Origin of the sequence: Paracidovorax wautersii (assembly GCF_900113035.1) — a bacterium.
Taxonomy (GTDB): Bacteria; Pseudomonadota; Gammaproteobacteria; order Burkholderiales; family Burkholderiaceae_C; genus Paracidovorax; species Paracidovorax wautersii.
Window position 1 is genome coordinate 380,264 of sequence record NZ_FONX01000004.1, and the last position, 22,764, is coordinate 403,027.

A 22,764-nucleotide genomic window follows, 5' to 3' on the forward strand; every position below is an offset into this window, starting at 1 on the left:
CTGGGCCGCGCGATGTAGCTTCAGGGCGCCGTCGAATTCTGGAAGCGATAGACCAGATAGGCCGGGCCGATCAGGTGGATCTCGCGCGAGTAGTTGTACGAGACGACCAGCCTGTCGTTGGCGCCCTTAGTCACTTCGAGGTCGCTGGCCTTGACCGATTCGATGCTGTCGATGGCTGCCGCACGGTCGAAGGCGGCTCGCGCCTCGGCCACGGTGCTCTCGCGGGCCGCCTTGGCGGCCGCCTTGTGGATGGCCTGGCTCTCCAGGAAGATCGGCACCGACTGCGACCCGATGGCGAACAGCGCCACCACGATCACCCCCAGCAGCACGACGCTGATGAAGGACATGCCGCGCTGGCGCGAACGCAGCGTGCGGCGTGGCAGGACGGCGGAGATGGGCATGGTCATGGCGTGGACTCCCTCGGTGCTGGATCGGTTGAACAATGGCCGGCGGCTCGATGACGAGCGTTGCACGGCGACTCGCGGCGGGGCCGGCCACCAGCCTGCCGCCGGGCAGCGCGCCGCCATGGCGGCGGCGCGGGCGGCCCGGGTCAGCTGAACGAACCGATGCGGCGCGGATTGCTGAAGTTCATCCAGATGAAGAAGGCCTTGCCGACGATGTTGGCGTCGGGCACGAAGCCCCAGTAGCGCGAGTCCAGCGAATTATCGCGGTTGTCGCCCATCATGAAGTAGTAGCCCTCGGGCACCTTGCAGGTCACGCCTTCGACGCTGTAGCGGCAGTTCTCGCGGAACTTGAAGTTGCTCGCGCCCTGCACGAAGGCCGGCACCTGCGGGTTGTTCAGGATGCCGTGGCGGTGCTCGCCCAGCTGCTCCTCGAACTGCTTGAAGTACGCCATCGCGTCGTCGTCGAAGTAGTCGGGCAGCTCGGTGGTGGGCACGGGCTTGCCGTTGATGGTCAGCCGCTTGTTGAGGTAGGCCACCTCGTCGCCCGGCACGCCGACCACGCGCTTGATGTAGTCCACGCTGGGCTGCGGCGGAAAGCGGAACACCATCACGTCGCCGCGCTCGGGCGCATGGCCTTCGGTGATCTTCTTGTTGATGACCGGCAGGCGGATGCCATAGACGAACTTGTTCACCAGGATCAGGTCGCCCACGTGCAGCGTCGGGATCATGGAGCCCGAGGGGATCTTGAACGGCTCGAAGAGGAACGAGCGCAGCAGGAACACCATGGCGATCACCGGGAAGAGCCCGGCCGTCCAGTCCAGCCACCAGGGCTGCATGAGGATGCGGCCCTTGGCCTCTTCCACGTCCACATCGACCTTGGCGATGCCCATGCGGTCGAGCTCGGCGCGGCGCTGGACGGCGGCGTCCTCGATGGCCTGGGCCGCACGGCGGCGGCGCGGCAGGAAGTAGAAGCGCTCGGCCAGCCAGTAGCAGCCCGTGACCACGGTGGCCAGGAACAGCAGCAGCGCGAAATTGCCTTCGATGGCGCCCAGGTACCAGGCGCCCACGTAGCCGACGAAAGCCGCCAGCACCAGGGATGTGATGATTTGCATCGTTTCTCTTCTCAGTCTTCGACCTGAAGGATGGCCAGGAACGCTTCTTGGGGCACTTCGACGGAGCCGATCTGCTTCATGCGCTTCTTGCCGGCCTTCTGCTTTTCGAGCAGCTTGCGCTTGCGGGTGATGTCGCCGCCATAGCACTTGGCCAGCACGTTCTTGCGCAGGGCCTTGATGGTTTCGCGGGCGATGATGTTGGCGCCGATGGCGGCCTGGATCGCCACGTCGAACATCTGGCGGCTGATGATCTCGCGCATCTTGGCCGCCACGGCGCGGCCGCGGTAGGCCGACTGGCTGCGGTGGACGATGATGGACAGCGCATCGACCTTCTCGCCGTTGAGCAGGATGTCCACCTTCACCACGTCGGAGGCGCGGTATTCCTTGAACTCGTAGTCCATGGACGCATAGCCGCGCGACACGGATTTGAGCTTGTCGAAGAAGTCCAGCACGATCTCGCCCAGCGGCAGCTCGTAGGTGAGCATCACCTGGCGGCCGTGGTAGGCCATGTTCAGCTGCACGCCGCGCTTCTGGTTGGCCAGCGTCATCACGGGGCCGACGTAGTCCTGCGGCATGTAGAGATGCACGGTCACGATGGGCTCGCGGATCTCCTGGATGCGGCCCTGGTCGGGCATCTTGGAGGGGTTCTCCACCATGATGACCTCGCCGTCGCCCTTGACCACTTCATAGACCACGCTGGGCGCGGTGGTGATGAGGTCCTGGTCGAACTCGCGCTCCAGGCGCTCCTGCACGATCTCCATGTGCAGGAGGCCCAGGAAGCCGCAGCGGAAGCCGAAGCCCAGCGCCTGCGACACCTCGGGCTCGAAATGCAGCGAGGCATCGTTGAGCTGGAGCTTTTCCAGCGCATCGCGCAGCTGGTCGTATTCGCTCGCCTCGGTCGGGTAGAGGCCCGCGAACACCTGCGGCTGGATTTCCTTGAAGCCGGGCAGCGCCTGCTCGGCAGGGCCCAGGTTGTTGGGCAGCTTCTTTTCGAGCGTGATGGTGTCGCCCACCTTGGCGGCCTTCAGCTCCTTGATGCCCGCGATGATGAAGCCCACCTCGCCCGCGTTCAGCGCGTTGCGCGGCTCGTTGGCGGGGGTGAAGACGCCCAGGTTGTCGGCGTTGTACACCGCGCCCGAGGCCATCATCTTGAAGCGCTCGCCCTTGAGCAGGCGGCCATCGACCACGCGCACCAGCATCACCACGCCCACGTACGAGTCGAACCAGCTGTCGATGATCATGGCGCGCAGCGGCGCGTCGGGGTTGCCGCGCGGCGCGGGCACCTTGGCGACGATCAGCTCCAGGATCTCCTCGATGCCCATGCCGGTCTTGGCCGAGCACGGAATGGCGTCGCCCGCGTCGATGCCGATCACGTCCTCGATCTCGGCCTTGGCGTTGTCCGGGTCGGCCTGAGGCAGGTCCATCTTGTTGAGCACCGGCAGCACTTCCACGCCCAGGTCGAGCGCGGTGTAGCAGTTGGCCACGGTCTGGGCTTCCACGCCCTGCGAGGCATCGACCACCAAGAGCGCGCCTTCGCAGGCGGAGAGCGAACGCGAAACCTCGTAGGAGAAGTCAACGTGGCCGGGCGTGTCGATCAGATTGAGGTTGTAGACCTGCCCGTCCTTGGCCTTGTATTGCAGCGCGGCGGTCTGGGCCTTGATGGTTATCCCACGCTCTTTTTCGATGTCCATCGAATCGAGCACCTGCGCTTCCATCTGGCGCTCCTCAAGGCCGCCGCAACGCTGGATGAGGCGGTCGGCAAGGGTCGACTTGCCATGGTCGATGTGCGCGATGATGGAAAAATTTCTGATGTGATTCATCAACGGAAAGCGTCAAGTGATTGAATTAAAACGGCGCGCACAAGAAAAAAGGGCGCGTCAAATGGCGACGCGCCCTGAACCAACAATCATTGGCAACTGCGATAGTTGGGACTTCATTGTAGGCAAAAAGGGCTTTCGGGAAAGCCCGGCCAGCGGTGCCACCCAGGCGTTGCCGGCTTGCAACGAGAATTTTATCAACAGCTTATTCACAGAACCGCCAACAACTTGCTGAACAACTTGTGGGCGATCTGTGGAACACCTGTGCATGAAAAAGATGCGTCCCACATCATGGTGTGCCGCATCGGTTTTATGCCCGCAGGCAGGTAAGAGCGCCCCGCATTCTACCGAAAACCATACATAGCCCTGCCGCGCCCCGGATGGCGAGGCTCCAGAGCGGCGGCACAGCGAATTTGTAACACCCCCCATCCGCCGGCCGGGCCGCCCGCTATCCCGAGCACACGCCAGGGTCTTGGCATGGCACCGGCGCAGCGGCCCCAGGGCGTTCAACGGGTGGGCCGGATCAGGGCGTACTGCGCCCATTCGCCGCGGCGGAACAGCACGTTGATCGGCTTGGCCTTGTCGGCCTTGGCCAGCACCGCGTCGAACTCCTTGACGCTGCCCACCTCGGTGTTGGCGATGGAGACGATCACGTCGCCCTCGCGCAGCCCGGCGCGCGCGGCGGCATCGGCCGCAGCCACCACCCGCACGCCGCCCTTGACCTTCAGCTCCTTCTTCTGCGCGTCGGTCAGCTCGGCCACGCTCAGGCCGACCTGCTTGGCCGCAGCGGAGGACTTGGGACCCGCATCCTTGTCGGCCGCCTTGGCCACCGGCTTGTCATCGGGCTCGACCTCGGCGATGGTGATCGGGAAGTCGCGCATCACGCCGCGCCGGAACACGCTCACCGTGCTCTTGGTGCCCGGTTTGGTATTGCCCACCAGGCGCGGCAGGTCGGCCGCCTTCTCCACGGCCTTGCCGTCGAAGCGCGTGATCACGTCGCCCGCCTCCACGCCGGCCTTGTCGGCGGGCGAGCCCGCTTCCACGCCGCGCACCAGCGCGCCCTGCGGCTTGCCCAGGCCGATGGATTCGGCCACGTCCTTGGCCACGGATTCGATCTGCACGCCGATGCGGCCGCGGCTCACCCGGCCCGTCGCGCGCAGCTGGTCGCTCACACGGATGGCTTCGTCGATCGGGATGGCGAAGGAGATGCCCATGAACCCGCCCGAGCGCGAATAGATCTGGCTGTTGATGCCGACCACCTCGCCGCGCATGTTGATCAGCGGCCCGCCGGAATTGCCGGGGTTGATCGCCACGTCGGTCTGGATGAAGGGCAGGTAGTCACCCGTGTCGCGCTGCTTGGCGCTGACGATGCCCGCCGTGACGCTGTTGTCCAGGCCGAAGGGCGAGCCGATGGCCATCACCCACTCGCCCACGCGCAGGCGGCTCACGTCGCCGATCTTCACGGCAGGCAGGCCGGTGGCATCGATCTTGACGACGGCCACGTCGGTGCGCTTGTCGGAGCCCACGATCCTGGCCTTGAATTCGCGCTTGTCGGTCAGCGTGACGATGACCTCCTCGGCGCCGTCCACCACATGGTGGTTGGTCATGATGTAGCCGTCGGAGGTCAGGATGAAGCCCGAGCCCACGCCGCGCGACTGCTCTTCAGGCTGCGGTGCGCGCTGCTGCGGCGCCTGCTGGCGCGGCAGATTGGGTATCGGCACGCCGAAACGGCGGAAGAACTCCAGCATCTCCTCGTCCATCGCATTGCCGCCGGAACGGTCGGAGACCTTCTCGACCGTGCGGATGTTGACGACGGAGGGCCCCACCTGGTCCACCAGATCGGTGAAGTCCGGCAGTCCGCGCACGGACGCGGCAGGCTGCGCGCGGGCCGCCTGCACCGGAAGCACCGCCAGGCTGCCAGACAGAGCCATCGCGCCCGCCAGGGCCAGGGCATGCAGGTTCTTCCAATCGATCAGGGGCATCTTCGACCTTTCTAATTGCGACATTCGGTGCGGGGAGGAAAGTGAAAACGATAGCGCGAACGCGCCAAGTGCGGTGGCCGCCCTGCAAGGGCGGCAAAGCCGTGGGGACATGCCCGGCCGACATGATGCCGCGAGAACGGGCCGCATCGCAGACACGGCCAGCCAGCGGTGCGTGGCGGCTTGAATGCAGCGCCATACACCGCAAGCCGCGCTGGGGGAGGCGGCCGGTACGGCAGGCCAGCGCCCGGCGCCGTGGGCCCTGCCCTGCACGGGCTCAGCGTGCCGGGGGATCGAAACTGGCGTTGCGCAGGAAACCGGCCGGCATCTGCAGCGACGAGGTGCTGCCGAACTGCCGATGAGCTGCCAGCAATTCATCCAGGCGCGGGTCGCGCAGCATGACCTGCTGCGAACTGCCGTTGCTGCCGTCCGCCACCGCCAGCGTGGAGGACGAGGCCGAAGCCAGCTGCGCGCCGCCGCCCTGCGAGGCCACGGAACCGGCGTAGGTGCCCCAGCCGATGGCAGCCACGGCGGCCATCGAGGCGAGCCCCGCCACCATCTTCCACTGGAACACCCCGGCATTGGCAACCTTGGCATCGGCCAGGGCCGGCGATTGGGGCGCCACCTGCGTCAGCTCGCCGGCTGCCAGCGCCTGGGGCAGAGGCTCCTGCGCCAGCTGCTCGCGCAATCGGTCGAGCAGCAGCGGCCGGGCGGGCGCGGCCAGCTCGGCCGAGCGCAGCACGTCGCCCACCAGGTGGTGCATCTGCCACTGTTCGCGGCCGGCCTCCGTGCAGGCGAAAGCCACCGCACGCGCAAAGTCTTCGCCCTGCAGCTGCCCGTCCGCCAGAGCGGACAACTGCTCGCGCATCATCACATCGTCATTCGTATTCATGTCCATCACCCTGCTGCTTGTGCCCACCAACCACCCACCACCCACCACCCGCCGGCCGCTGCCCCGCAGCTCACCAGCGCTTGCCCGTCTGCTTGTCCAGCAGCGGCTTGACGCGCGCCGAGATCGCCTCGCGCGCACGGAAGATCCGCGACCGCACGGTGCCGATCGGGCAGCTCATCGCCGCCGCGATCTCGTCGTAGCTCAGGCCCTCGATCTCGCGCAGCGTCACGGCCTGGCGCAGATCCTCGGGCAGCGCTTCCATCGCCGCATTCACGGCTTCGGCGATTTCCCGGGCGGCCAGGACCGTCTCGGGCGTTTCTTCGGTGGTTAGTTCGCTGCCGACGCGGGAAGTTTCATCGTCATCGTCACTGCCGCGCAGAGCGCTGTCGGTGATGACGGGATTGCGCTTCATGTCCACCAGCGCCTTCTTGGCGGTGTTCACCGCGATGCGGTAGAGCCAGGTGTAGAACTGGGCCTCTCCGCGGAACTGGTGCAGCGCGCGATAGGCGCGGATGAAGGTCTCCTGGGCGATGTCCTGCACCAGATCGACGTCGCGCACCATGCGGCCGATCAAGCGCTCGATCCGGCGCTGATACTTGATGACCAGCAGTTCGTAGGCGCGCTGATCGCCCGCCACCGTGCGCTCGACGAGCTGCAGATCGCTGTCATTGCCGTTGGACGGGAGCGGAGATGCTGTCATTTTTGAGGAAGAAGGGCTGTCCGGACGTCGGCAAGCGGAATTGGAAGAAAGACGGGCAAGACCCGCACCGCAAAGGCCGGGCCGGCTGGCCGCCGGCGGCCGCGCGAAGGGACATGACGCATCGCCTGCACGTTCAGGATTCCGATACGGTGCCGGCGGGAGCCGTGCTGCCGGCCATCCGGGCGCGCGAATATAACGCCCTCCGCAATGCCGGCCACAACTGCGCCGAGGCATTCCGCTCCAGGCACAGCCAGACACGGGGTGCATCGCAGAGCGGCAGGCATACCAGCACGCAACGCTGGAGATCCAGATGCACTTCGGGCGCGGTCCGCGCCGCCAGGGGCAGCGCCTGCCCTGCAGGTAGGAACCACCACTGCGCCCCATCCCATTGCAGCGTACCGCGCGGGCTGCGCCACCAGGGCATGGCAGCCAGCCCGGCCGTCACCACCCAGAGGGCCCAACCCAGCGGTTGTGCCCACGGATGGGTCGGCGCGCCGGCCATGCCCCAACCCACCAGCGCCATGGCGCCGGCAACGATCAGGGCCGCGAGGGCCAGCCCGGCTCGCGCGCTGCGCTCCACGGGGAAGCGCACCGCCGGCGGGTGGTGATAGGAAGAGGAAGCGGGGTGGGAAGCGTCCATCGCAGCGGCACGGGTCAAGGGCCGAGCGATGGAGGGCAGTCCGTGGGACGCGGCGGCAGCGGTACTGCCCGCGTCAGACGCGCTTGAAGACCAGCGTGCCGTTGGTGCCGCCAAAACCGAAGTTGTTCTTCACCGCCACGTCCACCTTCATGTCGCGGGCCGTGTTGGCGCAGTAGTCGAGGTCGCAATCCGGGTCCTGCTCCACCAGGTTGATGGTGGGCGGAGCCTTCTGGTCGCGCAGCGCGAGCACGGTGAACACGCTCTCGATGCCGCCGGCGCCACCCAGCAGGTGGCCCGTCATGGACTTGGTGGAGCTGACCACCGTCTTGTAGGCGTGGTCGCCCAGCGCCGCCTTGATGGCGTTGGTCTCGTTCAGGTCGCCCAGCGGCGTGGAGGTGCCGTGCGCGTTCAGGTAGTCCACCTGATCGGCATTCACACCCGCATTGCGCAGGGCGGCCAGCATGGCGCGGCGGGGGCCGTCCATGCTGGGTGCCGTCATGTGGCCGGCGTCGGCGCTCATGCCGTAGCCAGCGACTTCGGCATAGATCTTCGCGCCGCGCGCCTTGGCGTGTTCGTACTCTTCGAGCACCAGCACGCCGGCGCCTTCGCCCAGGACGAAGCCGTCACGGCCCTTGTCCCAGGGACGCGAGGCGGCCTGGGGATCGTCGTTGCGGGTGGAAAGCGCACGCATGGCCGCGAAACCGCCCACGCCCAGGGGCGACACGGTGGCTTCGCTGCCGCCGGCCACGATGACGTCGGCGTCACCGTATTCGATCTTGCGCGCAGCTTCGCCGATGCAGTGCAGGCCGGTCGTGCAGGCCGTCACCACGGAAAGATTGGGGCCCTTGAAGCCGAACCGCATCGACACCTGGCCTGCCACCATGTTGATGATGGAAGCCGGCACGAAGAACGGCGTGATGCGGCGGGGACCACGGCTGGACAGCTCGGCATGCGTGTTCTCGATCAGCGGCAAGCCGCCGATACCCGAACCGATGATGCAGCCGATGCGCGTGGCCAGATCCTCGCTCAGTGCCTCGCCCGTGGGCAGGCCGGAGTCCTGGATGGCTTCCTGCGCGGCAGCGATGCCGTAGTGGATGAAGGTGTCCATCGTGCGCGCATCCTTGGCGCTGATGAACGAATTCAGGTCGAAATCCTTGACCTCGCCCGCGATCTTGCAGGCGAAGTTCGACGCATCGAACTTGGTGATGAGGTCAATGCCGGACTTTCCGGCGAGGATGTTGGCCCAGGCATCAGCCACCGTGTTGCCCACGGGGCTGATGCATCCCAGGCCGGTCACGACGACGCGACGACGGCTCATGCGTTCAAACTTTCTAGGGGTTCACAGCGCCCGGCCGGGCGCCATCGCGCAAAAAGGATCAGGCTTTTTGGTGGGTGTTCGCGTAGTCGATGGCGTTCTGCACCGTCGTGATCTTCTCTGCGTCTTCGTCAGGGATCTCGATGCCGAATTCGTCTTCCAGCGCCATCACCAGCTCGACCGTGTCCAGCGAGTCAGCGCCCAGGTCGGCCACGAAGGCCTTTTCGTTGGTCACTTGGGACTCTTCAACGCCGAGTTGTTCGGCAATGATTTTTTTGACACGTGCTTCGATATCGCTCATGGTTTCCCTCAGGGGGTTGTGAATGAATCCGCGATTCTAGCCGCTTAAGGGGAAAGCCCCTGAACGACCCGCCGCACGGAGAACCGGCGTCAACTTTCTTCAATTACATGTACATGCCGCCATTGACGTGCAATTCCTGCCCCGTCACATAGCCGGCGCCGGCCGAGGCCAGATAGGCGACCGCATTCGCAATGTCGGAAGGACGGCCCAGATGGCCCAGCGCGATCTGCGATTGCAGTGCTTTTTGCTGTTCTTCCGGCAATTTGGCGGTCATGTCGGTCTCGATGAAACCGGGCGCCACGCAGTTCACGGTGATGTTGCGGCTGCCCAGCTCGCGTGCCAGGGCGCGCGTCATGCCGGCCACGCCGGCCTTGGAGGCGGCGTAGTTGGCCTGGCCGGGATTGCCCGAGGCGCCCACCACGCTGGTGATGTTGATGATGCGGCCGTAGCGCTGCTTCATCATCGGGCGTATGGCGGCGCGGCTGCAGCGGAACACGGCCTTGAGGTTGGTGTCGATCACCGAATCCCAGTCGTCGTCCTTCATGCGCATGGCCAGCGTGTCGCGGGTGATGCCGGCGTTGTTGACCAGCACGTGCAGGCCGCCGTATTCCTTGACGATGGCATCGACCAGCGCATCGACGGCGGCGCCATCGGTCACGTTCAGGGCCACGCCCTTGCCGCCGTGGGCCGACAGGGCCTGCTGGATGCGGGCCGCGCCGTCTTCCGTCGTGGCCGTGCCGATCACGCGCATGCCGCGTGCGGACAGCTCAGCGGCGATGGCCGCACCGATGCCGCGCGTGGCGCCGGTCACCAGGGCGATTTGTGGGGAGGAGGCGGTGTTGTCTTGGGTGCTCATGCCAGAAGCTCTCGGGTTTCAGCCAGCGTGGCCGGATCATAGATGGAGGCGGCGACCAGTTCGGGGTCGATGCGCTTGGCCAGGCCTGCGAGCACCTTGCCCGGGCCGCATTCGACGAGGTGGGTGGCGCCGCGGGCCTTGAGGGCCTGCACGCATTCCACCCAGCGCACGGGGCCGAAAGCCTGGCGGTAGAGGGCGTCGCGGATGGCGTCTGCGTCCTGCTGCACGGCCACGTCCACGTTGTTGACCACGGGAATGCGCGGCGCGGCGAGTTCCAGGCCAGCCAGGGCCGCGCGCAGCTTCTCGGCGGCGGGCTTCATCAGGCTGGAGTGGAACGGCGCGGACACGGGCAGCAGCAGCGCGCGCTTGGCGCCGGCCGCCTTCAGCACTTCGCAGGCCTTGTCCACCGCCGCCTTGGTGCCGGCGATCACGGTCTGGATGGGGTCGTTGAAGTTGACCGCCTCGACCACTTCGGGCGAGCCCGCACCGAACGTGGCGGCCGCTTCGGCGCAGCCGGCGATGACCTTGGCGGCATCCATGCCCAGGATGGCGGCCATGGCGCCCGTGCCGACGGGCACGGCCTCCTGCATGGCGGCGGCGCGCAGACGCACCAGCGGCGCGGCCTGGGCGAGGCTCAGCACCTCGGCGGCCACCAGCGCGGAATATTCACCCAGCGAATGGCCGGCCAGCACGGCAGGCGCAGCACCGCCCTCGGCGCGCCAGACGCGCCATGCGGCAACGGCCGCCACCAGCATCACCGGCTGGGTGTTGGTGGTCAGGGCCAGCGCCTCCTTGGGGCCTTCATGGATCAGGCGGGCGACGTCTTCGCCCAGCGCGTCGGAGGCTTCCTGCAGCGTCTGCGCCACGACCGGGTGATCGCCCCAGCCGTCCAGCATGCCGACGGACTGCGAGCCCTGGCCAGGAAAAACGAAAGCAAAGGTTTTCGACATGTTCACTTGGGTTTTTCGAAAAAGAAAGTGGCTGCAGCGCTTGCCAGGCAAGCGCATGCCGCTACATTTTGAGGAGCACCGCGCCCCAGGTGAAGCCGCCGCCCACCCCTTCGAGCAGCACGTGCTGGCCCGGCTGGACCTGCCCCGAGCGCACGCCGTGGTCGAGCGCCAGCGGAATGGACGCGGCCGAGGTGTTGCCGTGCTGGTCCACGGTGACGACCACCTTGTCCATCGACAGCTTCAGCTTGCGGGCCGTGCTCTGCATGATGCGGATGTTGGCCTGGTGAGGGATCAGCCAGTCGATGTCGGCTTCGGTCAGGCCGGCCTTGTCGAGCGCGGCCCGGGCGGCCTTCTCCAGCACGCCGACGGCGAGCTTGAAGACGGCCTGGCCATCCATCTTGAGCAGCGGATCGCCCAGCACCTGGCCGCCGGAGACATTGCCCGGCACGCAGAGGATGCCGACATGGCTGCCGTCGGCATGCAGGTCGCTGGCGAGGATGCCGGGCCGCTCGGAAGCCTCCAGCACCACGGCGCCGGCGCCGTCGCCGAACAGTACGCAAGTCGTGCGGTCATTGAAGTCGAGGATGCGGCTGAACACCTCGGCCCCCACCACCAGCGCGCGGCTGGCGGCGCCGGACTGGATCATGGCGTCGGCCACCGTCAGGGCATAGACGAAGCCGCTGCACACGGCCTGCACGTCGAAGGCCGGGCAGCCGTTGGCGCCCAGCTTGTTCTGCAGGATGCAGGCGGTGGAGGGGAACACCATGTCCGGAGTGGACGTGGCGACGATGATCAGGTCGATGTCCTTCGGCTGCAGGCCGGCGGCCTCGATGGCCCGGCGCGAAGCCTCCAGCCCGAGGTCGCTGCTGCAGACATCGGGCTCGGCGAAGTGGCGCGCACGGATGCCGGTGCGCTCCACGATCCATTCGTCCGAGGTTTCGATGCCGCGCTGGGCCAGTTCGGCCACCAGATCTTGATTGGACAGGCGGCGCGGAGGCAGATAGCTGCCGGTGCCTGTGATGCGGGAATAGCGTCTCATCAATGTGTGGCCGCGGCCATTCCGGGCACTGGCGGCGTCTCGGCAGGGGCCAGAAGCGGCGCTGCGTGCGCCACCCGCGTCCGGACGCGGTCAAGCAGGTTGTTGCGGGCCGCATCATACGCCCGGCTCAAAGCCTGCTCGAAAGCCAGCGCATCGGCCGAACCGTGGCTCTTGAACACCAGGCCGCGCAGGCCCAGCAGCGCCGCGCCGTTGTAACGCCGGTGATCCATGCGCCGCATGAGCGCAGATAGCACCGGATAGGCCACGATCGCCGCGATTTTCGTGAAGATGTTGCGCTTGAACTCTTGCTTGAGGCCGCCGACGATCATCGACGCCACGCCCTCGCTGGCCTTGAGCGCCACATTGCCCACGAAACCGTCACACACCACGATATCGACGACGCCCTTGAAGATGTCGTTGCCTTCCACGTTGCCGTAGAAATTCAGATCGCCGCTCTTGCCGGCGGTACGCAGCAGCTCGCCCGCCTTCTTGATGACTTCGCTGCCCTTGATGACTTCTTCGCCGATATTGAGCAGGCCGACGGAGGGCTCGCCCCCCTCCTGCAGCGCCGACACCAGGGCCGAGCCCATGACGGCGAACTGCAGCAGGTGCTCTGCCGTGCAATCGACGTTGGCGCCCAGGTCCAGCACCGTGGTGGCGCCTCCCTTGGCATTGGGCATCTGCGTGGCGATGGCCGGCCGGTCGATGCCGTCCAGCGTCTTGAGCAGGTAGCGGGCGATGGCCATCAGGGCGCCGGTGTTGCCGGCGGAAACCGCCGCCTGCGCCGCGCCGTCCTTGACCTGCTGGATGGCCACGCGCATGGACGAATCCTTCTTGCGGCGCAGCGCCACCTCCACCGGGTCATCCATGGCCACGACTTCGGTCGCCAGGACATGCGTGGCGCGCTCGTGCTCCAGCCCTTTCAGGCCGTCGGCAGTGCCGACCAGCAGCAGGCGGGCATCGGAGTGTTGTTCGAGGAATCGGCGGCACGCCGCCAGCGTGACGCTGGGGCCGTGGTCACCCCCCATGCAGTCAACAGCCAGTGTGATCATGGGCGACTTGTCTGGACCGGCGAAGCGATCCGTTGATGAGATGAATGGAAGGCAGAAACAAGAAAGGCCCGCGCTACGCTGAATGTAGCAACGGGCCTCAGGCGGCCTGCGAGGCGCCTAGTCCGGTCAGGCTTCGGACTTGTTCTTCAGCACCTGGCGGCCACGGTAGAAGCCGTTGGGGCTGATGTGGTGACGCAGATGGATTTCGCCGGTGGTGGTTTCCACGGCGGTGCCCGGCGTCGTCAGGGCGTTGTGCGAACGGTGCATGCCGCGCTTGGAGGGAGATTTCTTGTTTTGCTGAACAGCCATGGTCGGCTCCTGAGTCTTGGAGAGGGTTGGTAAAACGCGACCCAGCCACCCAGCCCATCTTCTTGAATAGACACGAGGGGATTCGCGCGAAGCCCTCGATTATAGCCGACTTGCTTTTTCGCGGCCAGAGGGCCGTTCAGTCGCCTGCTTTGTCATTCTTGAGCGACGCCAGCGCAGCGAAAGGATTGGGCTTTTGCGCGTTGGCCTCCTCGAAGTCTTCGTCGCTGGACGCCAGCGCCACGGGCGTGGGGCAGACATCGTGGCGCGGCACCACGGGCAGGGCCATCAGCAGCTCGTCCTCGATGAGTTCGTGCAGATCGAATTCGCGGCTGAGCGCGAGCAGGTCTTCCTCGCTCTCGTCGTCCAGCGCCTCGGCGGTGGCCTCGTCGGCGACGAAGCGGAATTCGCGGTCCACCTCCAGCGGCACATCGACGGGCGTGAGGCAGCGCTGGCACACCATGGGCACGGTGGCCCGCACCTTCAGGCACAGCCACACCTGGCCGCCGATGCCGTGGGTGCTGCGCACTTCGCCATGAGCCTCCCAATCGACCATCAGATCAGGGTGCAGCCCTTGCGCTTCCTGGGCCAGGCGCTCGTATTTCAATAGCGAATCGCGGTGCGACAGATGCCCGCCCGCCAGGGCGAAAGCCTTCACATCCAGACGGTTCGGGGAGTATTCCTTGGTCATGGATGCAGTGTAAGAGAATCGCCCGCATGCCTGACCTCACCCCCTCTTCCCGCACGCTCATCCTGGGCTCCACCTCCCGCTATCGACGCGAATTGCTGGGCCGGCTGCGCCTGCCCTTCGACGTCGCCGCCCCCGACGTGGACGAAACCCCGCACACCGGCGAGGCGCCGCGCGACCTGGCCCTGCGCCTGGCGCTGGCCAAGGCCCGCGCCGTGGCCGCGCAGCACCCGCAGGCGGTGGTGATCGGCTCCGACCAGGTGGCGGACCTGGCGGGCGAGCCGCTGGGCAAGCCCGGCGACCACGAACGCGCCACCGCGCAGCTGCGCCGCATGCGCGGCCAGACGGTGATCTTCCAGACCGCCGTGGCGGTGGTCTGCCAGGCCAGCGGCTTCGAACAGGCCGAGCTGGCCGAGGTGCGCGTGCGCTTCCGCGACCTGGACGACGCCGAGATCGAGCGCTATCTGCGCGCCGAAGAACCCTACGACTGCGCCGGCAGCGCCAAGAGCGAGGGCCTGGGCATCGCCCTGCTCGACGCGATCGAGAGCGACGACCCCACCGCGCTGATCGGCCTGCCGCTGATCCGCACCTGCCGCCTGCTGCGGGCCGCCGGCCTGGTGCTGCCATGAACGCGCCGGCCACCACCACCGCGGCAGCCGCCGCCAAGGGCACGCTCTATCTGGTGCCCGCGCCGCTGGATTTCGGCTGCGACACGCAGGCCGAGCTGGGCTCTGCCCTGCCGGACGCCACGCTGCGCACCGCGGCGGGCCTTACGCACTGGATCTGCGAGAACGCCAAGAGCACCCGCGCCTACCTCAAGCGGGTGGATGCCCTCCACCCCCTGGCCGCGCCGCTGCAGGCCCAGCAGATCACCGAGCTGCCGCGCGAAGTCCACAAGAAAGGCGACCACGGCGCGGCCGGCCATGCGCCCTTCGACGCCCGCCCGCTGCTGGCGCCCGCGCTGGAAGGCCACGACATCGGCCTGGTGAGCGAAGCCGGCATGCCGGCCGTGGCCGACCCGGGCAGCTCTGTGGTGCGCGCCGCGCACGACTTGGGGTTGCCAGTGGTGCCGCTGGTAGGCCCGGTGTCGCTGCTGCTGGCGCTGGCGGCGAGCGGCCTCAACGGACAGGGCTTCGCGTTCACCGGCTATCTGCCGCAGGACGGCGGCGAGCGCGCCCAGCGCATCCGCGAACTCGAATCGCTGGCGCTCAAGCAGGGCCAGACCCAGCTCTTCATCGAAACGCCCTACCGCAACGCCGTCCTCTGGCAGGCGCTGCTGCAGACGCTGCAGCCCAACACGCGGCTGGCGATCGCCAGCGGCCTCACGCTGGCGACGGCGCGCACGGCCAGCCGGCTGGTGCGGCAGTGGCGCCAGCAGCCGGAGCCGCCGGACAACCGCACGCCGGCCGTGTTCCTGATCGGGCGATAGCCGCCAGGGCAACAAAAAAGCGTGGCAGCCACCGAAGGCTCCACGCTTTTTTCTTTTCTATGTGTGCTGCGTGCAGGGCCTGCGCCCTGCCCACCACATGCCGCCGATCAGCGGATGGCCGGCACGGCCTGCAGTGCGCGCACCGCCGTCTCGCCCATGGCCGCGCCGAACTTCTTGGCCAGCCGCTCGGCGACGTTGTCGCGGCGGGTGTAGTCGATCACGTCCTCGGCCTTGACCACTTCGCGGGCCACGTAGTCCAGGTTGCCCAGGTGGTCGGCCAGACCCATTTCCACGGCCTGCTGGCCGGTCCAGAACAGGCCGCTGAAGGTTTCGTCGGTCACCTTCAGGCGGGCGCCGCGGCCCTTCTTGACCACGGCGATGAACTGCTCGTGGATCTGGTCGAGCATCTGCTGCGCGAAGGCGCGCTGCTTTTCCGACATGGGGCTGAACGGGTCGAGGAAGCCCTTGTTCGCGCCGGAGGTGATGAGCCGGCGCTCCACGCCCAGCTTGTCCATGGCACCGGTGAAGCCGAAGCCGTCCATCAGCACGCCGATGCTGCCGACGATGCTGGCCTTGTCCACGTAGATCTCGTCGGCCGCCGAGGCGATGTAGTAGGCGGCCGAGGCGCAGCTTTCTTCCACCACGGCATAGACCGGCTTGTTGTACTTGGCCTTGAGGCGCACGATCTCGTCATTGATGATGCCCGCCTGCACCGGGCTGCCGCCCGGCGAATTGATGAGCAGCACCACGGCCTGCGAGCCGGAATCCTCGAAGGCGCTGCGCATGGCGGCCACGACGAATTCGGCGCTCGCATCGGCGCCGGCGGCGATCTCGCCCTTGATGTCCACCACGGCCGTGTGGGGCGTGGACTTGCTCACGGTGGCGGCGTCGCGCTGCAGCACCACCCAGGCGATGGCGATGGCGAAGACCAGCCAGGCCAGGCGCGAGAAGGTGCGCCAGCGGCGCGCCGAGCGCTGCTCGGACAGCGTGGAGAAAACGAGCTTTTCGAGCACGTCGCGCTCCCAGCCGGGGCGATCGGCGACGGCAGCGGCGGGCTTCGCTACTTTTTCAGGAGCACCCTGCGCCCACAGATCGGGCGTGGGGGACGGATTCTCCGCGGGACCCGTTGGATCGGTGCGGGTGGGATCGGTCATGAATCAGAACTCTACGGGTTGGAGGTGGGGCGCAGTATGCCAGCGGACCATGCCGCCGCTTTCGGAGATGGCGATTTTCACCAGCCCGCCGCGGCAGGGGCCGCCCACGCAATGGCCATTGTCCGGCCGGTAGGCGGCGCCGTGGGTGGCGCAGAGCAGCCAGTTGCCGGTGTCGTCGAAGATGCGGCCGGGCTGGTAGTCCAGCTCGATCGGCACATGGGTGCAGCGGTTCAGATAGGCATGCACGCGGCCCTGGTAGCGCACGGCGAAGGCGCGGCTGACCTGGCCGTAGCGGACCACGTCGAACGCCACGGCGAGGCCGCCCTCGACCAGATCGGCCGACGGGCAGAGCTCGATCTCGCGCGGCGCGGGCTCGGCGTCGGGGCCTGCGCCGGGCGGCAGCGGAGCGGGTGCGGGAGTGGACGGGTCCACGGCTGCTTCCTTCTGTTCTGTCTTGCTCGATGGGCCGCGCCCGGTCAGGCCTGCTGCAGCAGGCCCTCGTGCAGTTCGCGCAGGTCGTGGGCCACGAACAACGGATTCAGTGGCTCGAAGCTCGCGGGCTCGTGCGCGCCGTAGCTCACGCCCACGCTGGCGCAGCCGGCGTTCAGCGCCATCTGCAAGTCGTGGGTGGTGTCGCCGATCATCAGCGTGCGCTCGGGCGGCACGCCGAATTCGGCCATCAGCTCCTGCAGCATCAGCGGATGCGGCTTGCCGGCGGTCTCGTCGGCGGTGCGCGAGGCATCGAACACGCCGCGCAGCGCGTCGGTGTGCAGCAGCTCGTCCAGCCCCCGGCGGCTCTTGCCGGTGGCCACGGCCAGCAGGTGGCCGCGCTCGCGCAGCGCCTGCAGCATGGGCATCACGCCGTCGAAGAGGCTCAGGTCGTCCTGGTGCTTCAGATAGTGGTAACGGTAGCGGTTGCCCAGCTCGGCATGTTTGGCCGGCGGCACGTCGGGCGCGGCGTGGGCCAGCGCCTGAGAGAGGCTCATGCCGATCACCCAGGCGGCGGCCTGGTCGCTGGGCACGGTGCCACCCACGTCGCGCACCGCTTCCTGGATGCAGCGCACGATGATGGCGGTGGAGTCGTAGAGCGTGCCGTCCCAATCGAAGGCGATCAGGTCGAAACGGCGGGGGCGGGAGGTATTCATCAGGCGGGTCCGGAAACGTAGTCGGCCAGTTCGGGCGGCAGTTCGGCGCGCAATTCCACGCGCTCGGCACTGGCCGGGTGGGTGAACTGTAGCCGCCATGCATGAAGGAACATGCGCTTGAGGCCCAGCTTCTGCAGCCGCCGGTTGAGGTCGAAATCGCCGTATTTGTCGTCGCCCACGATGCCGTGCCCCTGGCTGGAGAGGTGGACGCGGATCTGGTGCGTGCGGCCGGTCTTGATGGTGACTTCGAGCAGGCTCATGGCGGGCAGCCCCTGCTGCGGGCGCGGCGGCAGCACCGAGCGCACCTTGACCAGGGTGATCGAGCGCATGCCGTCCGGGTCGTCGGCCGTGGTGGTGCGCACGCGCCGCTCGCCATCGGCCTGCAGGTATTTGTGCAGCGGCGTGTCGATCACCTTCTTGTTGGCCGGCCAGGTGCCGGCCACCAGGGCCAGATAGGTCTTGCCCGTTTCGCGTTCGCGGAACTGGTCCTGCAGCGCCACCAGCGACGAGCGCCGCTTGGCCACCAGCAAAATGCCCGAGGTCTCGCGGTCCAGCCGGTGCACGAGCTCCAGGAATTTCGCCTGCGGCCGGGCCTGGCGCAGCTGCTCGATCACGCCGAAGCTCACGCCGCTGCCGCCATGCACCGCCGTTCCGGCGGGCTTGTCGATGGCGATGAGGTAGTCGTCTTCAAGCAGTACCGGAAATTCGCGCGCGGGCGCCGGGCGCTCGGCCTTTTCGGCCACCTTGTCGGACACGCGCACCGGCGGCAGGCGCACCTGGTCGCCGTCCTCCACGCGGGTGTCGGCGCTGGCGCGGCCCTTGTTGATGCGCACTTCGCCGCTGCGGATGATGCGATAGACGTGGGTCTTGGGAACGCCCTTCAAATGGCGTATCAAAAAGTTGTCGAGCCGCTGGCCGGCCGACTCCGCATCGACCTGCACGATGCGGGCCGACGGTACTGTCGCGGCCGGGGCAGAGTCTGGGACCGGTTTGCCCCCTATAATGTGTTTCACCTGCGCTACGTTGTGTAAGTGGTTGATTTGTCTGGAGTTTAGTCCACCCAACCCGGCATGCTGCGCAGGAGGTCGATTGCCCACGGGCGTCGTGTGCGCGGATTGCAGGCCTGGATGCCTGTGCAGCCCACATGTCGCGCGGCAGGCTGACGAATTGAAACACTGAACACGGAATCCCCAAGCCGGCCGGTCGCCCCACACGGGCACCACAGGTCGGCGGATCGAAGCGACAACTATGTGGGCATTGCTGGCTTGGATTGCGACCCTTTGGCAGAGGCATGCGCCTCTGGCATGGGTGCGTGACATGCCCGCAGCGCCCGTCCGGCAAGTGCCAGCCGCTATACCTTTCGTAGCGGTCCTCTGCGCAGCCCGGCTCGCCCCCATCCACGCGCCACCACCTCGCCTGCGAAGCTAGACGCTTTGCAGCCGCGCGGCATCCGGCCATTCCTCCCTTCGTTTCGATGCGTCAGTCCAGGCAATCACGGCTCCTCTAGAGCCCGTCATTGGTTTGGAAATCCGCGGCACGCGCGGCCAGCAGCTTGAGCACGACAAGCCAGCAGCTGCCGGGCGCGCCGCAACGACAACGAAAAGGAATCGCATCATGAAGCGGATGCTCATCAACGCCACGCAGCCCGAAGAACGGCGTCTTGCCATCGTGGACGGCCAGAAGCTGCTGGACTATGAGATCGAGATCGAGGGACGCGAACAACGCAAGGGCAACATCTACAAGGCGGTGGTGACGCGCGTCGAGCCGTCGCTGGAAGCCTGCTTCGTCGATTACGGCGAAGACCGCCACGGCTTCCTGCCGTTCAAGGAAATCTCCCGCCAGTACTTCGCCGAAGGCGTCTCGCCCAATCAGGCACGCATCAACGACGTGATCCGCGAAGGCCAGGAACTGCTGGTGCAGGTCGAGAAGGAAGAGCGCGGCAACAAGGGCGCGGCCCTCACCACCTTCGTGAGCCTGGCCGGCCGCTACGTGGTACTGATGCCCAACAACCCCCGCGGCGGCGGCGTCTCGCGCCGCATCGAGGGCGAGGACCGTGCCGAGCTCAAGGAGGCGATGGACCAGCTCGAGTACCCCAAGGGCATGAGCATCATCGCGCGCACCGCCGGCATCGGCCGCTCGGCGCCCGAACTGCAGTGGGACCTGAACTACCTGCTCAAGCTCTGGACCGCCATCGACGGCGCGGCCAAGGGCGGCAAGGGCGCCTTCCTGATCTACCAGGAATCGTCTCTGGTCATCCGCGCCATCCGCGACTACTTCAACAACGACATCGGTGACATCCTCATCGACACCGACGACATCTACGAGCAGGCGCACCAGTTCATGGCGCACGTCATGCCCGAGCATGCCTCCAAGGTCAAGCGCTACCGCGACGACGCGGCGCTCTTCAGCCGCTTCCAGATCGAGCACCAGATCGAGTCGGCCTACGCCCGCACCGTGACCCTGCCCTCCGGCGGCGCCATCGTGATCGACCACACCGAAGCCCTGGTCTCCGTGGACGTGAACTCGGCCCGCGCCATCAAGGGCGGCGACATCGAGGAAACCGCCACCCGCACCAACCTGGAAGCCGCCGACGAAGTGGCCCGCCAGATGCGCCTGCGCGACCTGGGCGGCCTGATCGTGATCGACTTCATCGACATGGAAGAGTCGAAGAACCGCCGCGAAGTGGAAAACCGCCTGCGCGACGCGCTGCGCCAGGACCGCGCCCGCGTGCAGTTCGGCACGATCAGCAAGTTCGGCCTGATGGAAATGAGCCGCCAGCGCCTCAAGCCCGCGCTGTCGGAAGGCTCGTCCATCCCCTGCCCGCGCTGCGGCGGCTCCGGCCACATCCGCGACACGGAAAGCTCCGCCCTGCAGATCCTGCGGATCATCCAGGAAGAGTCCATGAAGGACAACACGGCCGCCGTGCACTGCCAGGTGCCCGTGGAAGTGGCCTCGTTCCTGCTGAACGAAAAGCGCACCGAGATCGCCAAGATCGAACTCAAGCAGCGCGTGGCCGTGCTGATGGTGCCCAACAAGACGCTGGAAACGCCGAACTACAAGCTCGAGCGCCTCAAGCACGACGACCCGCGCCTGGACCACATCGAAGCCAGCTACAAGCTCGCCGAGGAAGTCGAGGACCCGACCGCCGTCACGCGCCGCTCGCAGGAACCCACCAACCGCCAGACCCCGGTGATCAAGGGCGTGCTGCCCGACGCGCCCGCTCCGGTGGCCGAACCCCGCCCCGAAGGCGCCACCCGCGCACCGCGCAACGGTGCTGCGGCCCCTGCGCAGCCTGCCGCCGCGGCCCGCCCGGCCCAGGCACCGGCCGCACCCGTGCGCCCGGCGCCGGTGCAGGAGCAAGGCTTCCTCGCCTGGCTCAAGAGCCTGTTCGGCTTCGGCCCGGCGCCTGCGCCGGTCGCAGCCCCCGCCCCGGCACCCGCTGCCACGCCCGAAGCCGGTAACGGCCAACGCGGCGAAGCCCGCCGCGATGGCCGCGGCCGCCGCAACGAAGGCCGTGATGGCCGCCCAGGCCAGCGCGACGCCGCCGGCAACGGCACGAACGGCAATGGCACCGGCGAAGGCCGTGGCCGCCGCAACGAAGGCCGCGAAGGCCGCGCCGCCGAGGGCCGTGAAGGTCGCGAGGCCCGCGAGGGACGCGAGAGCCGTCCGCCCCGCGAAGGCCTGGAAGGCCGTGAAAGCCGCAACGGCCGCGAAGGCCGCGAGAGCCGTGGCGACCGCCCCGAAGGCGAAGCCCGCCGCGAGGGCCGTGAAGGCCGCGGTGGCCGCGAACGAGGCGAACGCGGCGAGCCGCGCAGCGCATCGGCCGCACTGCCCGCTGACGGCATGCCCGCAGCAGCGGTGGCCGCTGCCGCAGGCGTGGCCCTGGACGACGCGAACGGCGAAGCCCGCACCGAGCGCGCACCGCGCAATGGTGAACGCAACGGCGAGCGCGGCCCACGTGGCGAGCGTGGCGGCGAAGGCCGTGAACGCGGCGAGCGCGGCAGCCGAGGCGAACGTGGTGGACGTGGCGAACGCGCACCGCGCCAAGGCGACGGCGCAGCCCCCGCTGCAGGCGACTTCGCCGAAGCCGTGTCGCCCCTGGCCGCCCTGCCCGATCTGGACCTGAACAGTCCCGACTCCGCAACGGCAGCCCCCAGCGCCGGCCCCGCCAACGGCGGCGAGGAAGGCCGCCAGCGCCGCTCCCGCGACCGCTATGGCCGTGACCGCCGCGATCGCGCCGACCGTGGCGACCGCGCCCCGCGCGACGCCGAGGCCGCAGCCGGCGAAGGCCAGCAGGCACCGGTAGAAGCCGCCGCAGCGCAAGCCTTCGATGCCCCCGCCGCAGCCGCACAGCCGCAGGCAGGCGCCGACGCCGCGCAGGACGCGCCGCGCCGCAGCTACTTCAATGCAGCGGCCGCTGCTGCCGCCCCGGCAGCGCAGGCCACGGCAGAAGTGGCAGCGCCTGCCGCAGCAGCCGAAGCTCAGCCATCCGAGCCCGCAGCCGCTCCGGTTGCCGCCGCTCCGGTTGCCGCCGCTCCGGTTGCCGCCGCTCCCGTGGCAGCTGCACCGGTCGCGGCAGCCCCGGCCGCACCGGCGCCCATGCCCGCACCGGCTCCGGCACCCGTGGCAGCAGCAGCACCGGCTCCCGCAGCCGCTGCTCCGGCGGAAAGCGCCATGCCCCGCGTGCAGACCTTCGAGCTGCCCGTGCAGGAGCTGATCTCGGTGGCCCAAGGCTCCGGCCTGGAATGGGTCAATTCCGACGCCGAGAAGATCGCTGCCGCACAGGCCGCCATCGCCGCCGAACCCCGCCCGGTGCATGTGCCGCGCGAACGGCCCCCGGTGGTGGTGCTGGACGAAGGCCCGCTGGTGCTGGTGGAAACCCGCCGCGACCTGCGCGACCTGACGCTGCCGTTCGAGCAGCAACAGCAAGCGCCGCATCAGCCATCCACCACGGCGTGATGCCGCGGTAGTGGCCGCGCAGGCGG

Annotated in this window: 22 protein-coding genes; 3 read left to right on the forward strand and 19 right to left on the reverse strand. The window is 67.8% G+C overall.

What is annotated here, in order from left to right:
• Window positions 1–20: 20 nt before the first annotated feature.
• The 15 genes from BM070_RS08770 to BM070_RS08840 all read right to left on the reverse strand — a co-directional run bounded on the left by BM070_RS08770 (window position 21) and on the right by BM070_RS08840 (window position 14,054).
• Window positions 21–407, reverse strand: a complete 387-nt coding sequence (locus BM070_RS08770; RefSeq protein WP_245785153.1) for a DUF4845 domain-containing protein — start codon at window positions 405–407, stop codon at window positions 21–23.
• A 143-nt stretch (window positions 408–550) separates the two neighbouring features.
• Window positions 551–1,516, reverse strand: a complete 966-nt coding sequence (gene lepB / locus BM070_RS08775) for a signal peptidase I (protein WP_092939200.1) — start codon at window positions 1,514–1,516, stop codon at window positions 551–553.
• A gap of 11 nt (window positions 1,517–1,527) precedes the next feature.
• A complete protein-coding gene (gene lepA / locus BM070_RS08780) occupies window positions 1,528–3,336 on the reverse strand; it encodes a translation elongation factor 4 (protein WP_092939201.1) in 1,809 nt (602 codons plus the stop codon).
• Between the two features lie 503 nt (window positions 3,337–3,839).
• Complete coding sequence (locus BM070_RS08785; protein WP_092939202.1) at window positions 3,840–5,315, reverse strand: Do family serine endopeptidase; 1,476 nt, start codon at window positions 5,313–5,315, stop codon at window positions 3,840–3,842.
• A 274-nt stretch (window positions 5,316–5,589) separates the two neighbouring features.
• Entirely contained in the window at window positions 5,590–6,204 is a 615-nt protein-coding gene (locus BM070_RS08790) for a sigma-E factor negative regulatory protein (RefSeq protein ID WP_092939256.1), read from the reverse strand.
• A 70-nt stretch (window positions 6,205–6,274) separates the two neighbouring features.
• A complete protein-coding gene (gene rpoE / locus BM070_RS08795) occupies window positions 6,275–6,904 on the reverse strand; it encodes an RNA polymerase sigma factor RpoE (RefSeq protein ID WP_092939203.1) in 630 nt (209 codons plus the stop codon).
• A gap of 133 nt (window positions 6,905–7,037) precedes the next feature.
• On the reverse strand, window positions 7,038–7,544 hold the full coding sequence (locus BM070_RS08800; protein ID WP_092939204.1) for a hypothetical protein: 507 nt from the start codon (window positions 7,542–7,544) through the stop codon (window positions 7,038–7,040).
• Window positions 7,545–7,617: 73 nt separating this feature from the next.
• A complete protein-coding gene (gene fabF / locus BM070_RS08805; RefSeq protein WP_092939205.1) occupies window positions 7,618–8,862 on the reverse strand; it encodes a beta-ketoacyl-ACP synthase II in 1,245 nt (414 codons plus the stop codon).
• Window positions 8,863–8,920: 58 nt separating this feature from the next.
• Complete coding sequence (gene acpP / locus BM070_RS08810; RefSeq protein ID WP_003058049.1) at window positions 8,921–9,160, reverse strand: acyl carrier protein; 240 nt, start codon at window positions 9,158–9,160, stop codon at window positions 8,921–8,923.
• A 103-nt stretch (window positions 9,161–9,263) separates the two neighbouring features.
• Window positions 9,264–10,016: a 3-oxoacyl-ACP reductase FabG gene (gene fabG, locus BM070_RS08815; RefSeq protein WP_092939206.1), complete on the reverse strand. Its 753-nt coding sequence runs from the start codon at window positions 10,014–10,016 to the stop codon at window positions 9,264–9,266.
• A complete protein-coding gene (gene fabD / locus BM070_RS08820; protein WP_092939207.1) occupies window positions 10,013–10,966 on the reverse strand; it encodes an ACP S-malonyltransferase in 954 nt (317 codons plus the stop codon). Before fabD ends, fabG begins: the two co-directional genes overlap by 4 nt.
• A gap of 61 nt (window positions 10,967–11,027) precedes the next feature.
• Window positions 11,028–12,005 carry a beta-ketoacyl-ACP synthase III gene (locus BM070_RS08825; protein WP_092939208.1) on the reverse strand — a complete coding sequence of 326 codons (978 nt, stop codon included), beginning with the start codon at window positions 12,003–12,005 and terminating at the stop codon, window positions 11,028–11,030.
• On the reverse strand, window positions 12,005–13,057 hold the full coding sequence (gene plsX / locus BM070_RS08830) for a phosphate acyltransferase PlsX (RefSeq protein ID WP_092939209.1): 1,053 nt from the start codon (window positions 13,055–13,057) through the stop codon (window positions 12,005–12,007). The genes BM070_RS08825 and plsX overlap by 1 nt, the downstream gene beginning before the upstream one ends.
• Window positions 13,058–13,183: 126 nt before the next feature.
• Window positions 13,184–13,366 (reverse strand): 50S ribosomal protein L32, encoded by a 183-nt coding sequence (gene rpmF, locus BM070_RS08835; protein ID WP_092939210.1) that lies wholly within the window; start codon window positions 13,364–13,366, stop codon window positions 13,184–13,186.
• 136 nt (window positions 13,367–13,502) lie between these two features.
• Window positions 13,503–14,054: a YceD family protein gene (locus BM070_RS08840; protein ID WP_092939211.1), complete on the reverse strand. Its 552-nt coding sequence runs from the start codon at window positions 14,052–14,054 to the stop codon at window positions 13,503–13,505.
• 26 nt (window positions 14,055–14,080) lie between these two features.
• On the opposite strand from BM070_RS08840, the gene BM070_RS08845 reads away from it, so the two are divergent.
• The gene (locus BM070_RS08845; protein WP_092939212.1) at window positions 14,081–14,680 is read left to right on the forward strand and encodes a Maf family nucleotide pyrophosphatase; all 600 of its coding nucleotides are present in this window, start codon (window positions 14,081–14,083) and stop codon (window positions 14,678–14,680) included.
• On the forward strand, window positions 14,677–15,480 hold the full coding sequence (locus BM070_RS08850; RefSeq protein WP_092939213.1) for an SAM-dependent methyltransferase: 804 nt from the start codon (window positions 14,677–14,679) through the stop codon (window positions 15,478–15,480). Before BM070_RS08845 ends, BM070_RS08850 begins: the two co-directional genes overlap by 4 nt.
• 107 nt (window positions 15,481–15,587) lie before the next feature.
• On the opposite strand, the gene BM070_RS08855 is transcribed toward BM070_RS08850, so the two are convergent.
• The 4 genes from BM070_RS08855 to BM070_RS08870 form a co-directional block, all read right to left on the reverse strand.
• Window positions 15,588–16,634: a S49 family peptidase gene (locus BM070_RS08855; RefSeq protein ID WP_092939214.1), complete on the reverse strand. Its 1,047-nt coding sequence runs from the start codon at window positions 16,632–16,634 to the stop codon at window positions 15,588–15,590.
• 3 nt (window positions 16,635–16,637) lie between these two features.
• Window positions 16,638–17,036: a Rieske (2Fe-2S) protein gene (locus tag BM070_RS08860; RefSeq protein ID WP_092939257.1), complete on the reverse strand. Its 399-nt coding sequence runs from the start codon at window positions 17,034–17,036 to the stop codon at window positions 16,638–16,640.
• 74 nt (window positions 17,037–17,110) lie between these two features.
• Window positions 17,111–17,779 carry an HAD-IA family hydrolase gene (locus BM070_RS08865; RefSeq protein WP_092939215.1) on the reverse strand — a complete coding sequence of 223 codons (669 nt, stop codon included), beginning with the start codon at window positions 17,777–17,779 and terminating at the stop codon, window positions 17,111–17,113.
• Complete coding sequence (locus tag BM070_RS08870; RefSeq protein WP_092939216.1) at window positions 17,779–18,792, reverse strand: RluA family pseudouridine synthase; 1,014 nt, start codon at window positions 18,790–18,792, stop codon at window positions 17,779–17,781. Before BM070_RS08870 ends, BM070_RS08865 begins: the two co-directional genes overlap by 1 nt.
• 601 nt (window positions 18,793–19,393) lie before the next feature.
• On the opposite strand from BM070_RS08870, the gene BM070_RS08880 reads away from it, so the two are divergent.
• Window positions 19,394–22,738 (forward strand): Rne/Rng family ribonuclease, encoded by a 3,345-nt coding sequence (locus tag BM070_RS08880; RefSeq protein ID WP_092939218.1) that lies wholly within the window; start codon window positions 19,394–19,396, stop codon window positions 22,736–22,738.
• Window positions 22,739–22,764 lie beyond the last annotated feature (26 nt).

Coding starts and splice junctions, on each gene's coding strand:
- BM070_RS08770 (WP_245785153.1), bottom strand. CDS start 407: ATGACCATGCCCATCTCCGCCGTCCTGCCACGCCGCACGCTGCGTTCG.
- lepB (WP_092939200.1), bottom strand. CDS start 1,516: ATGCAAATCATCACATCCCTGGTGCTGGCGGCTTTCGTCGGCTACGTG.
- lepA (WP_092939201.1), bottom strand. CDS start 3,336: ATGAATCACATCAGAAATTTTTCCATCATCGCGCACATCGACCATGGC.
- BM070_RS08785 (WP_092939202.1), bottom strand. CDS start 5,315: ATGCCCCTGATCGATTGGAAGAACCTGCATGCCCTGGCCCTGGCGGGC.
- BM070_RS08790 (WP_092939256.1), bottom strand. CDS start 6,204: ATGAATACGAATGACGATGTGATGATGCGCGAGCAGTTGTCCGCTCTG.
- rpoE (WP_092939203.1), bottom strand. CDS start 6,904: ATGACAGCATCTCCGCTCCCGTCCAACGGCAATGACAGCGATCTGCAG.
- BM070_RS08800 (WP_092939204.1), bottom strand. CDS start 7,544: ATGGACGCTTCCCACCCCGCTTCCTCTTCCTATCACCACCCGCCGGCG.
- fabF (WP_092939205.1), bottom strand. CDS start 8,862: ATGAGCCGTCGTCGCGTCGTCGTGACCGGCCTGGGATGCATCAGCCCC.
- acpP (WP_003058049.1), bottom strand. CDS start 9,160: ATGAGCGATATCGAAGCACGTGTCAAAAAAATCATTGCCGAACAACTC.
- fabG (WP_092939206.1), bottom strand. CDS start 10,016: ATGAGCACCCAAGACAACACCGCCTCCTCCCCACAAATCGCCCTGGTG.
- fabD (WP_092939207.1), bottom strand. CDS start 10,966: ATGTCGAAAACCTTTGCTTTCGTTTTTCCTGGCCAGGGCTCGCAGTCC.
- BM070_RS08825 (WP_092939208.1), bottom strand. CDS start 12,005: ATGAGACGCTATTCCCGCATCACAGGCACCGGCAGCTATCTGCCTCCG.
- plsX (WP_092939209.1), bottom strand. CDS start 13,057: ATGATCACACTGGCTGTTGACTGCATGGGGGGTGACCACGGCCCCAGC.
- rpmF (WP_092939210.1), bottom strand. CDS start 13,366: ATGGCTGTTCAGCAAAACAAGAAATCTCCCTCCAAGCGCGGCATGCAC.
- BM070_RS08840 (WP_092939211.1), bottom strand. CDS start 14,054: ATGACCAAGGAATACTCCCCGAACCGTCTGGATGTGAAGGCTTTCGCC.
- BM070_RS08845 (WP_092939212.1), top strand. CDS start 14,081: ATGCCTGACCTCACCCCCTCTTCCCGCACGCTCATCCTGGGCTCCACC.
- BM070_RS08850 (WP_092939213.1), top strand. CDS start 14,677: ATGAACGCGCCGGCCACCACCACCGCGGCAGCCGCCGCCAAGGGCACG.
- BM070_RS08855 (WP_092939214.1), bottom strand. CDS start 16,634: ATGACCGATCCCACCCGCACCGATCCAACGGGTCCCGCGGAGAATCCG.
- BM070_RS08865 (WP_092939215.1), bottom strand. CDS start 17,779: ATGAATACCTCCCGCCCCCGCCGTTTCGACCTGATCGCCTTCGATTGG.
- BM070_RS08880 (WP_092939218.1), top strand. CDS start 19,394: ATGAAGCGGATGCTCATCAACGCCACGCAGCCCGAAGAACGGCGTCTT.